The sequence below is a fragment of the Streptococcus sp. 449_SSPC genome, assembly GCF_001073005.1.
GTDB lineage: Bacteria > Bacillota > Bacilli > Lactobacillales > Streptococcaceae > Streptococcus > Streptococcus salivarius_F.
Map to the genome: position 1 here is coordinate 18,800 of NZ_JVGR01000029.1, position 13,450 is coordinate 32,249.

At 41.4% G+C, this 13,450-nt stretch carries 4 protein-coding genes; 2 read left to right on the forward strand and 2 right to left on the reverse strand.

The window, feature by feature from the left end:
* Nucleotides 1–341: 341 nt before the first annotated feature.
* Nucleotides 342–3,503 carry a hypothetical protein gene (locus ADH51_RS06250; RefSeq protein ID WP_048675243.1) on the reverse strand — a complete coding sequence of 1,054 codons (3,162 nt, stop codon included), beginning with the start codon at nt 3,501–3,503 and terminating at the stop codon, nt 342–344.
* A 178-nt stretch (nt 3,504–3,681) separates the two neighbouring features.
* Nucleotides 3,682–5,568 (reverse strand): hypothetical protein, encoded by a 1,887-nt coding sequence (locus tag ADH51_RS06255; protein WP_048675246.1) that lies wholly within the window; start codon nt 5,566–5,568, stop codon nt 3,682–3,684.
* A 532-nt stretch (nt 5,569–6,100) separates the two neighbouring features.
* Between ADH51_RS06255 and ADH51_RS06260 the strand changes: the two genes are divergently transcribed.
* Together ADH51_RS06260 and ADH51_RS06265 are read left to right on the forward strand one after the other, a co-directional pair.
* Nucleotides 6,101–10,834: a glycoside hydrolase family 70 protein gene (locus ADH51_RS06260; RefSeq protein ID WP_048675248.1), complete on the forward strand. Its 4,734-nt coding sequence runs from the start codon at nt 6,101–6,103 to the stop codon at nt 10,832–10,834.
* Nucleotides 10,835–11,316: 482 nt separating this feature from the next.
* On the forward strand, nt 11,317–13,302 hold the full coding sequence (locus ADH51_RS06265) for a KxYKxGKxW signal peptide domain-containing protein (protein WP_048675250.1): 1,986 nt from the start codon (nt 11,317–11,319) through the stop codon (nt 13,300–13,302).
* Nucleotides 13,303–13,450: the final 148 nt, after the last annotated feature.

The following is a 13,450-nucleotide window of genomic DNA, read 5'->3' on the forward strand; positions in this document are numbered from 1 at the left end:
TCATCCTACTATGATTCTTATTTAGGCATTAGGCAACTAATGTCAATCTTTTAGATAATCCCCAAGTGTCCTTTAAAGTAAGATTAAAACGCTTACATGTTCACCTAGCTTCATTATAATCCTTTTTTAAGAATAAACAATAGAAACTAACAGAAATACCCTAAATGCTAAAATATTGACATCATTTTATTTCAAATAAGGATTTTTCAGAGCTAGTGTCAGAGTTTAAGGGTGTATAGGAAAAAATAGAAGCAACAAAAACCCTTTCAATATCCATTGAAAGGGTTAATACTTAGTTAAAGCCAAATGATTATCTGGAATTCCATATCTTAAACGGAGACTTAAATCTCTGTAGATTTACCATTTTTATCAAAGGAATAAGTCTTACCATTAATAGTTCGAATGGTATTAGTTAGGAGTTCCCCAGTATTATCATCAAAATAGCGATTGCCATTGTAATCTAAAATAAATTGCCCTTTGATTTGTTTACCTTGTTCATCAAAGTAGTAGTGTTTGCCATCTATGATTTGATTAAAGACGAGTGCTTTGCCGTCAGCACCAAAGTAGTAGGTATTCCCCCGCCAGTTGATGAATTGATTGGTTACGGCAGCACCTGTGTCGGCATCGAAGTAATAATAAGCGCGAGGTTCTGATTTAACAACTTCATCAGCAGTTGTACCCCTGTGTCGATCAAATTCTTCAACTTCAGGACTAAGTACTCTGTCTTTAACGAGATAACCTGAAGTGTAATAGTTGGCTCTAATATTTTCAAAATAATAGAGTTTGCCATCAATATTTTGGAGATAGAGTAGCTTTTCGCTCTTGTCGTTAATGTAACACCAGTGTCCATTACCAACTTCGACGAGACCAGCTTTATAGACTGCAGCCCCTGTTTTCTTGTCATAATATGGCCCTGTACCAAAGAAATTAAAGTCCCCTCTTCGAGCTGAACCATTTTCTCTGAAATAATATTCCTTCCCATCTATGATTTGTTTACCAGTTAGAGGCTTGCCCTCGCTATCAAAATAGTACAAATCATCATCAAGGTCTATAAACTGATTTCGAGGTACTGCATGTGGTGCACCGGTCTCTTTGTCATAATAGTAGCCATTGACAATTGTATTTCTGGCTTGTCGGTGAGTTTTTGGATTAAAGTAAACCTTAATCCCATTAATGGTGTGTTCACCTGAAAGAAGATTGCCTTGATCGTCAGCATAATACCAGTAGCCACCGTCAGTGAAGTAACCCCCTTTGATGAGGGCGCCATTATCTTTGTCATAGTAGTGAATCCCACTATCACTTACATCTCCTGACTCAGTAACAAACTTCCCTTTGACTTGCTTACCGTTTGACTTATCAAAGTAGACATCGACACCATCAATAGTGTGCGCCCCTTTGAGAATGGTTCCATCAGCATCAGCATAGTACCAATTATCATTAAAATTAAAGTATTGCTGTTTAAGGAGGGCACCATTATCTTTGTCATAGAATTTAACAGTACTTAACCTATAATTTGGATTTTCTGCTTCACCGTATTCATTAATGAAAAGTCCCTTAGCTTGTTTTCCAGTGGTTGTATCAAAATAGACCTCAACACCATCAATAGTTTGTTGCCCTTTGAGAATGGTTCCTGTTGATCCAATATAGTACCAGTCATCATTCACTTGAACATAACGATTTGTACCCAAATCTGTTTTGGCACCGGTATGTTGGTCGTAATAATAGCCATTCTCAGCAAAGTTACCCTTAACTTGTTTACCACGATAATCTTCGAAGTAAACATGGTCACCGTTGATAGTATGTTCACCTGTTAGGGCTTTTCCTTCTTTATCAACATAATACCAATCTTGACCGACTTGGACATAACTATTAGTTACGAGGGCTCCGCTTCTAGCATCATAATATTTGTCATTAGATGCAAAGTGTCCTTTAACTTGGACGCCTGTAGTATTGTCAAAATAATACTCTGTACCATCAATAACGGTAGCACCCTTGATAGCTTTGTTGTAGGTTCCAATATAGTAGCTCTTATCACCTACTGTTACCAAACGATTAGTGACAAGGTCTCCATCGTTGATGTCATGGAAATTATTATCATCATCAAAGTCACCTTTGACTTGCTTCCCATCTTTGCCGAAGTAGACTTGAGCGCCATTAATAACTTTTCGACCTTTGACAAAAGCTCCGTCGCTACCAACATAGTACCAATTTCCTTTTATATTGACGTAGTGGTTAGTACCAAAATCTTTTAGGATACCGTCTTGATCATAGTAGTGACCAGTACTTGAAAAAACATCAAACAGTTGTCTGCCGTCTTGAGGGTCGAAGTAGACTTGTTTGCCTTCGATAGTTTGTTCTCCTAAGCTAGGCGTTCCTTCAGCATTAAGGTAATAACGCTCTTTTCTTTGAGTTTTCTTATTGTAGGCTACAAGGTATTGGTTTGTGACTAAAGCACCATTGTCGTCACCATAGTAATATAACTTCTTAGGATTAGTAGCATCTTTTACAAAATGGTTTCGAACCTGTTTACCACTTTCTTTTTCAAAATAGACTTGCTTTCCATCTATAATCTGAGGACCCTTGACGATAGCTCCATCACTTCCAGCATAGTACCAGTCCTCTCCAATTTGGAAGTAGTTATTTGTACCGAAATCTACCTGTTCACCTTTCTCATTATAGTATCGGTTGTCTCTCCCAAAAGAATTTTTTAGCATAGCCCCCGTACTGCCTGGCTGCCAATTATCATTGAAATAGACATGGACACCATTAATAACGTGAGGACCTTCTAGGGCGTAGCCATTTTCATCAATATAGTAGGTGTCATCTTTGTAGGTGACATAGCTATTTGTGACCAAGGCTCCTTTTTCATTATCATAGTATTTTCTATCCCCGGCAAACTCACCTCGGGCTTGGGCACCAGTTTTATAGAAGTAGACTTTAATACCATCAACAGTCTGAGGGCCTACGAGGTCCTTGCCGTTAGCATCTCTATAGTGCCAGCGTCCGTAGTCTCCAAGATAGTATTCTCCACCAGTAATATTAGTTTCACTGGACGTGTTAGCAGTAGTTGAATTAGCTTCACTTGTCGCTGTAGAAGTGGCAGTTGATGTTGAAGCAGTAGTGCTTGTAGTGTTTGGGCTTTCACTAGCAGCTTGACTCTGACTCCCTGCTTGCGAGGCTAAGTCACTTGTCGCTTCAGAAGTCCCAAGAAGAGAGCTTACTGTTTCTGTGCTGTTTGATGAAATATTTTCAGTCGTAGAAGCAGCACTTGTTTCTGATAGGCCTACAGTACTTGAAGAATGAGTCTCAACCAAATCAGCAGTCGTTTCGACAGTCGCAGTCGTAACTGTTGTTGTATCGAGATTTGTAGGTTTATCTGTGGTGACTTCTTCAGCAAAGACAGGTCTTGCAATTAAAGCAAAACTAGCTAAAGCAGTTGCGCAAGATAGGGAAACAAGACGCTTTTTAGACGTCAACCTAAAGAAATTAGAATTCACTTTCATAACTTTCCTCCTTTTCTTAATTATTATTATAAATGTTATTATTTTTTAATCAATAGATTATAAAAGGTTTAGATAAAAAGAATGAATACCTTTTCATTTTTAATGTTTAAGAGGAACAAAATGTATCTACGAAAAAAGAAGTCGATACCCGACTTCCTTTCATTTTGCTATTTCTTAATTATCCGACAAGTTTTCCGTTACCATCAGCGTCGAATTGGTAGGTCTTGCCTTTAATCGTGAGAATGGCGTTTGACACACGGGCTCCAGTATTAGCATCGTAGTAGTGTGGGACACCGTTGACTTCAATAAGCTCACCTTTGGCCTGTTTACCAGACTCGTAGAGGTAAACCACTTGACCATCAATAACAGCTTCACCAGATTCTGGGCGGATGGCATTACCATCTTCACCAAAGTAGTACCAAGCACCACGATCGTAGATGTAGCGATTTTTAACAGCTTCACCAGTGTTTTCATCAAAGTAGTAACGTCTAGTTATTTCAAACTTGTTCCACATAGAATAAACAGGTGCTATGTTTGAATTAGCAACGAAGTCAACTATTTCTCCTTTTACTTGTTTCCCGTATTGGATATATTTGGAAGCTCCGCTAGCAATGAAATAGTAGAGCTTTCCGTCAATGTTTTGAAGTCCCATGAGTCTGTTACCGTTGTCATCAAGGTAGAACCAGTCTCCTGAATTACGTTTAACAAAACCTTTGTGAGTAACTTTCTCACCAGTTTCACCATCGTAGAAGTCCCCACCAAAAGATCCTTCTGAGTAGTAGGCAAAATCACCCTTGATTTGGAAGCCGTGGTAAGGATGGAAAAAAAGACTTTTCCCATCGATTGTTTGCGCACCAAATAGGCGCTTGCCTTCAGAGTTGATGTAGTACCATCTTTTGTTAAGGTAGATAAACTGGTTACGAGGTAGATCAACGAGAAGTCCATTGTCCTTGTCATAGTAATTGCCATCTGATGCGAATTCCCCTTTGACTTGTCTACCATCATATTCGAAGAAGACCTTTTGGTTCCCGTAAACAGTCTGGGCTCCCTTTAGTCTCTTTCCATCTGTCCCAGCATAATACCAACTATCACCAAGCTTATAGAATTGGTTTTTGACGAGATCGCCAGTTAAGTCACTGTAGTATAGACTGTTAGGGTCGGTGTTACCTTTAATTTGTCGACCAGTACGTTGATCAAAATAAAGCTCTCTTCCGTCAATGGTTTGAGCACCTTTTACAATCTTTCCTTGGTTATCTACGTAGTACCAGTTATTATCCACTTTAACAAACTGATTTTTTCCAAAGTCAACACGAGCACCTGAATCCTCATCATAGTAATAACCATTACTTGCAAAGTTGCCTTTTACTTGAGTACCGTAATTTTGATCAAAGTAAACGTCTTGATTATTAATTGTTTGTTCTCCAAAGAGTTTTCTACCCTCTGCATCTACGTAGAACCATAGACTTGCTCCTCGTCTAACATAACTATTAGTAACACGCTGACCCGAGTTACCATCATAATAATAACCGTCTTCGGCGAAATCTCCCTTGACTTGTCGCCCATTGTTTTCAAAGTAAACGTTTTGACCATCAATGGTTTGTGCGCCTTTGAGGTTTTCACCATTGGCGTCTTTATAGTACCAATTACCTTTGTCATCACTGTAGTAGTGACCAGTTGAAGCGCTTGACTCAGTATTGGTGGCTTGGGCCTCAAGTGCATTTGTTGCTACAGCAGGTTGATCAGGTGTCTGTTCTTGGCTAACAGTCACTGTAGTGAGATTAGTGCCTGCGTCAGTGTTTACACTTGCTGCCTCTTCTGAAGTGTTAGCAGTCGCTTCTGTCGCTGGCGTGGCATCGACAACTTTTGTCTCAACTAGATCAGCTGTTGTTTCGACATTGGCGGTTGTCGTAGCTCTAGTGTCGAGGTTGGCAGTGCTGTCAGCTGTTGCTTCCTCGGCAAGGGCAGGCTTAGCAATAAAGGCAAAACTAGCAAGAGCAGTTGCGCATGAGAGCGCAAGAAGACGATGTTTGGACGTCTGTCCAGCAAAATTAGAATGTACTTTCATAATTTTCCTCCTTTTTCCTAAGTTTTATTATATCTGAAAGGGGCTGACTTTCCTAGGTTTTTCTGCCAGTTTACGCCAAAATGCAAGAAAATTTAGAAGATTCTTTCAGAAATCTAGAGGATGGAGTAGGTTCCTCTCAAATAATCTCTCTGTGCTTTAATCTTTTTCCATTATAGACCGGACACGGTCTTAGTCAGATGAAAAAATAGAGTCTTTCTATCTAAAATTTTCTTTTCAGAATTGTCTTTTTAGGGTCTACTTCTCTCATAGTTTTGCTATCTCTTAAGCTTAATTGAAGCTTGCTTTAATGTTGAAAAGTCTTTAAGGATAAGCGTTTGAAGGTGTTTGAGAATCGAAAACTTTCTATTTAAGACCTTACATGAAGTGTAAGGTCTCATTTTCGCTAATCAAAGTTAATATAACTGAGCTTGTGGCAGAGATTTATGAAAAGAAGATGATTTTTTCCTATTTGTAATTTGTCTGAATATATCATAGAGTAGAGTCAACAACAGAAAAAGGATGATTGATATAGATGGAAAATAAGGTACGTTTTAAACTACACAAGGTTAAGAAAAACTGGGTAACTATCGGGGTGACCACTCTCTCAATGGTTGCCTTGGCAGGTGGAAGCCTCCTATCTCAAGGAAAAGTAGAGGCCGATGAGACGAGCGCACCTAACGGTGATGGCTTGCAGCAACTGAGTGAGGATGGGACTGCCAGTCTAGTGACGACAACAACTGTTACTGAGCAAGCTAGTGCTCAAGCAAGTGTGTCAGCAGTAGAAACAGCCAGCGTAAGTCACGAAACAAGCTCTCAGGAGGCGACAAGTGCAGTCAGCCAAGAGGCAACTGTCCAAGCACAAACTAGTCCAGTTGCCAGTCGGGAAGTGGCAGTTTCTTTGCAAACTCAAGCTAGTGCTCAAGAGACACAGACTACGGAACAAGCCTCACAAGGTCAGACATCAACTCAAGTAGCTGGGCAAACAAGTGCTCAGTCTACTCCAAGTGTGACAGAACAAGCAAGACCTAGAGTCTTGACCAATGCTGCACCAGCAATTGCCACACGCGCTGCTGACAGCACTATTCGTATCAATGCTAACCGCAACACTAACATCACGATTACGGCCAGCGGTACGACACCAAATGTAACCATTATCACAGGGCCAAACACTCCTAAGCCAAACGTGACGGTGACAAGTCCAAATGGCACAAGACCAAATGTGACCATTGTAACGCAGCCAAATCAACCCAACAAACCTGTTCAACCGAGTCAACCGTCCCAACCTAATAAGCCAGTCCAACCAAGTCAGCCAAGTCTTGACTATAAACCAGTAGCTTCCAACTTGAAGACTATTGATGGCAAGCAGTATTATGTTGAAAATGGCGTTGTGAAAAAGAACACAGCGATTGAACTTGATGGTCGTCTTTATTATTTCGATGAGACTGGGGCTATGGTGGATCAAAGTAAACCTTTGTATCGTGCCGATGCCATTCCAAATAACTCTATCTATGCGGTTTATAACCAGGCCTATGATACGTCAAGCAAGAGTTTTGAACACTTGGACAATTTCTTGACGGCTGATAGCTGGTACCGTCCAAAACAGATCTTGAAGGACGGGAAAAATTGGACAGCTTCAACTGAGAAAGATTATCGTCCCCTTTTGATGACTTGGTGGCCAGACAAGGTGACACAAGTCAACTACCTCAACTATATGAGTCAACAAGGGTTTGGTAATAAGACCTATACGACAGATATGATGAGCTATGACTTGGCAGCCGCTGCCGAAACGGTTCAACAAGGAATCGAGGAACGTATCGGTCGTGAGGGCAATACCACTTGGCTTCGCCAGTTGATGTCAGACTTCATCAAAACACAGCCTGACTGGAACTCTGAGAGTGAAGACAATCTCTTAGTTGGTAAAGACCACTTGCAAGGAGGAGCACTGACCTTCCTCAATAATAGTGCGACAAGTCATGCCAATTCAGATTTCCGTCTCATGAACCGCACACCGACTAACCAAACGGGGACACGCAAATACCATATTGACCGTTCAAATGGTGGTTACGAGTTGCTCTTGGCAAACGATATCGACAACTCTAACCCAGCTGTTCAGGCTGAACAACTAAACTGGCTCCACTACATCATGAATATTGGTTCTATCCTTGGCAATGATCCAAGTGCCAACTTTGACGGTGTTCGTATCGATGCGGTGGACAATGTGGATGCGGACCTCTTGCAGATTGCTTCTGACTACTTCAAGGAAAAATACCGTGTGGCTGACAATGAAGCCAACGCTATTGCCCACTTGTCAATCCTTGAAGCTTGGTCCTACAACGATCATCAATATAACAAGGATACCAAGGGTGCCCAGTTGTCCATTGACAATCCACTACGTGAAACGCTTTTGACAACTTTCTTGCGTAAGAGCAATTACCGTGGTAGCTTGGAGCGAGTGATTACTAACTCTCTTAACAATCGTTCAAGTGAGCAGAAACACACGCCACGTGATGCCAATTATATTTTCGTGCGTGCCCATGATAGTGAAGTGCAAGCTGTTTTGGCCAATATCATCAGCAAGCAGATTAATCCAAAAACAGATGGTTTCACCTTCACTATGGATGAGCTCAAACAGGCTTTTGAAATCTACAATGCGGACATGCGCAAGGCTGATAAAAAGTACACCCAGTACAATATCCCAGCTGCCTATGCCACAATGTTGACCAACAAGGATAGTATCACTCGTGTTTACTACGGGGACCTCTTTACCGACGATGGCCAATACATGGCTGAAAAATCACCATACTATAATGCCATCGATGCCCTGCTCCGTGCTCGCATCAAATATGTAGCAGGTGGTCAAGACATGAAGGTTACTAAGCTTAATGGCTATGAAATCATGTCATCTGTGCGTTATGGTAAAGGAGCAGAAGAAGCCAACCAGCTTGGTACTGCCGAAACACGCAACCAAGGAATGCTCGTCCTTACAGCCAACCGTCCAGATATGAAGTTGGGAACAAATGACCGTTTGGTGGTCAATATGGGAGCTGCCCACAAAAATCAGGCTTACCGTCCATTGCTTCTCAGCAAATCTACAGGTCTTGCGACCTACCTCAAGGATTCTGATGTGCCAGCTGGATTGGTTCGCTATACTGACAATCAAGGGAACTTGACCTTTACAGCAGATGATATCACTGGTCATTCAACCGTTGAAGTTTCAGGTTATTTGGCAGTTTGGGTGCCAGTAGGTGCTTCTGAAAACCAAGATGCTCGAACCAAGGCTTCGACGACCAAGAAAGGTGAGCAGGTCTTTGAATCATCAGCTGCTCTTGACTCACAGGTCATTTACGAAGGTTTCTCAAACTTCCAAGATTTCGTTAAGACACCAAGTCAGTACACCAACCGTGTCATTGCTCAAAATGCCAAACTCTTCAAAGAGTGGGGAATCACTTCCTTTGAATTTGCGCCACAGTACGTGTCTAGCCAAGACGGCACTTTCTTGGATTCTATCATTGAAAATGGCTATGCCTTCGAGGATCGTTACGATATTGCCATGAGTAAGAACAACAAATACGGTTCACTCAAAGACCTCATGGATGCCCTTCGTGCCCTTCACGCAGAAGGTATCTCAGCCATTGCTGACTGGGTTCCAGACCAAATTTACAATCTTCCTGGAAAAGAAGTGGTAACAGCCTCACGTACCAACAGCTACGGCACACCACGTCCAAATGCCGAAATCTACAATAGTCTCTATGCAGCTAAAACACGTACCTTTGGAAATGACTTCCAAGGCAAGTACGGTGGTGCCTTCCTCGATGAGTTGAAGGCGAAATACCCAGCTATCTTTGAGCGCGTGCAGATTTCAAATGGCCGTAAATTGACAACCAATGAGAAAATCACGCAATGGTCAGCCAAGTATTTCAATGGAAGCAATATCCAAGGTACTGGGGCTCGCTATGTTTTGCAAGATAATGCCACAAACCAATACTTCAACCTGAAAGCAGGTCAGACCTTCCTTCCAAAACAAATGACAGAAATCACAGCAACTGGTTTCCGTAGGGTGGGAGATAAGGTCCAATACCTCTCAACGAGTGGCTACCTTGCTAAGAATACCTTCATTCAAATCGGTGCCAACCAGTGGTATTACTTTGATAAGAACGGCAACATGGTCACTGGTGAACAGGTCATTGATGGCAAGAAATACTTCTTCCTAGACAATGGTCTCCAGCTACGCCATGTCCTTCGCCAAGGTAGTGATGGTCACGTTTATTACTACGATCCTAAAGGGGTTCAGGCCTTTAACGGATTCTACGACTTTGCAGGTCCTCGCCAAGATGTTCGCTATTTTGATGGCAACGGTCAAATGTATCGTGGCCTCCACGACATGTATGGCACAACCTTCTATTTCGATGAAAAGACTGGTATTCAAGCCAAAGACAAGTTCATCCGCTTTGCGGACGGACGCACACGTTACTTCATTCCAGATACAGGAAATCTCGCAGTCAACCGTTTTGCGCAAAATCCTGAAAACAAGGCTTGGTATTACCTCGATAGCAACGGTTATGCCGTGACAGGACTACAAACCATTAACGGTAAACAGTATTACTTTGACAATGAAGGACGACAAGTTAAAGGACACTTTGTCACTATCAATAACCAACGTTACTTCCTTGATGGCGATAGTGGTGAAATTGCCCGTTCACGCTTTGTGACGGAAAACAACAAGTGGTACTATGTCGATGGCAATGGTAAGTTGGTTAAAGGTGCTCAAGTCATTAATGGTAATCACTATTATTTCAACAATGATTATAGCCAAGTCAAGGGTGCCTGGGCCAACGGCCGTTACTATGATGGTGACTCAGGTCAGGCCGTAACCAACCGCTTTGTCCAAGTTGGTGCCAACAAATGGGCTTACCTCAACCAAAATGGTCAAAAGGTAGTTGGTCTCCAGCATATCAATGGTAAACTTTACTACTTTGAAGGCAATGGGGTCCAAGCCAAGGGTAAACTCCTTACCTATAAAGGTAAGAAATACTACTTTGATGCCAATAGTGGTGAAGCCGTAACCAATCGCTTCATCCAAATTTCTCGCGGTGTTTGGTATTACTTTAACGCCTCAGGCCAAGCCGTAACTGGTGAACAAGTCATCAACGGCCAACACCTCTACTTTGACGCTTCTGGCCGTCAGGTCAAAGGCCGTTACGTCTGGGTTAAAGGCCAACGCCGTTACTATGACGCCAATACTGGAGCTTGGGTCAGAAAACGATAAGTAGGCATAAGAAAATGTATTTTTGAGACTATCCCAGAAGCTTATAGATTGAAAATCAGCAGCTTTCCACATAATTTCAAAACTTTTAAGTACTTGAAGTATTTTCTTTCAAGTACTTTTCTTTTATCATTTCCCTCGAAATGTCTAGTGGATTGTAAGCAAACAATGAGTTTGATTAATAGAATCGTCAATAAACTGCTTACTTTCGTTTTAAACTATACTCAGTCCTCTAATGAAGGGGGAGCTAAAACGGCTAAACATCGGAATTTCTGTGTGAATTTAAGAAAATCCGAACGTTATTTTTAGTAACGTTTTCTAACATATAAAGGTTATAGGTATATATCTTAGGCTTGTTTCTTCAAATGGATTATGGGTAGAAGGTTAGTCTTATGAGACTAGGGTTATGCATCTGTAATTGTATTCGCTTCCAAAATCCCTTAACATAGTATAGAGAAATAAAGTTATATTGAAAGGTGTATGTTATGGAAAAGAAAGTTGGATTTAAGTTGCACAAGGTCAAGAAAAACTGGGTGACTATTGGAGTTAGTACGCTGTCGATGGTTGCACTTGCGGGTGGAGCTCTTTTAGCAGATCAATCGGCACAAGCAGATGAAGTGTCTCTTCCTAATGGTGACGGTTTTGAACAAACAGATGCAGGCATTGAGTCAAGTGCTTCATTGATTAATGAAAGTTACTCACCAACCTTGACGGAAGATGCTGGCCATTTGTCAGCAGTGTCATCTAACTATGGCAGTCAAACAAACTCAAGCTACGAGTCTTCATCATCTACCTCAACAGGAGGCTCATCACAGACTGTGGTAGGTGGCGGAGCTGGTCAAGTGAGTTCGTCACAATCTTCTCAAGTAGTAGGAACACAAACCTCTAATTCATCACAAACGGGTTCTGCTTACCAATCAAGTAGCAGTTCGGCATCAGTAAGTGCTAGTGCGTCAAGTTCTTCAAGCTCATCAAGTTCAGCTTGGTATTCTTACTCGTCTTCATCATCATGGTCATCATCATCGTCAGCTAGCGGTTTTGCGACAATTACGACAAGTTCGTCTGACTCAAACGGCATTCATTGGAATGGTGGTCGAAACACGACAATCACCATCACGGCTTCAGGAACAACGCCGAATGTGACTATCGTTTCGAATTCTAATAAACTGTTTCCAAACGTGACAGTAGGTCATTCAAATGGTTCAAATGCTAATGTCACTATCATTTCACAAGGAAATCAGCAAAATAACTCAGGTTACCAAATCATTTCAGGCGAGACTAAACCAAGTGTTGATTCGAACAATGCCAAGTCTTCATTTGTCCGTGTAGGCGAAAATCAATGGTATTATTACGACCAATATGGCCAAAAGGTCAAAGGTGAAAAGGTTATCGATGGTAAGGCTTATTACTTCCTTGAAAATGGTCTTCAAGCTCGTGACTCACTTGTTAAAGGTAGCGATGGCTACACTTATTATTACGATAAAAGTGGTGTGAAAGCTATCAACGGTTTCTACGATTTTGCAGGTTATCGTGAGGATGTCCGCTATTTCGATTGTTATGGTCACATGGCTACTGGTCTTCTTGAAATGTGTGGCACAACCTTCTACTTTGATACACAAACAGGTATCCAAGCGAAAGACAAGTTTATTCGCTTCTCAGATGGCCGTATCCGTTACTTCATCCCTGATACTGGTAATATGGCTGTAAATACTTTTGTTCAAAATAAAGAAAACCAAGCTTGGTACTACCTAGATGAACATGGTTACGCTGTGACAGGAAAACGTATCATCAATGGTAAAGAATACTGCTTTGACTCAGAAGGCCGTCAAATCAAAGGTCAGATGATGCAACAAGGCAACAAGCAATACTACATTTCAGCTCAAACAGGTGAAATGGCTGTTTCACGCTTTATCTTTGAAAACAACAACTGGTATTATGCGGATGCTTTTGGTTGCCTCGTTCAAGGTGCAAAAGTGATTGATGGTAAACTCTATTACTTCAATAAAGATCACAGCCAATTAAAAGGTGGCTGGGCTGAAGGACGCTATTATGATGCCGTTACTGGCCAAGCAGTCATCAACCAATTCATTCAAATTGCGGCTAACCAATGGGCTTACCTTAACCAAGATGGTCACAAAGTGACAGGTCTTCAAAACATTAACAATAAAGTTTACTACTTTGGTAGCAATGGTGCTCAAGTCAAAGGTAAGTTGCTCACTGTCCAAGGTAAGAAATGCTACTTTGATGCCCACACTGGTGAGCAAGTGGTGAACCGCTTTGTCGAAGCTGGCCGTGGTTGCTGGTATTACTTTAACGCAGCAGGTCAAGCAGTGACTGGAAAACAGGTCATCAATGGCAAACAACTTTACTTCGACGGTTCAGGTCGTCAAGTGAAAGGACGTTATGTCTATGTTGGTGGTAAACGCCTTTTCTGCGATGCCAAAACTGGTGAATTGAGACAGCGTCGCTAATTAAGATGTACTTTAAAAATCTAGAGCGAATTTTTCCTTTTCCTATATAAATTACTATTATTATTTTCCTATCAGAACTCTAGATGATTAAATAGACGAAAGAGCCAGCGTTTGCTGGTTTTTTAGTGAAGATAACGTTTTGCTGTTT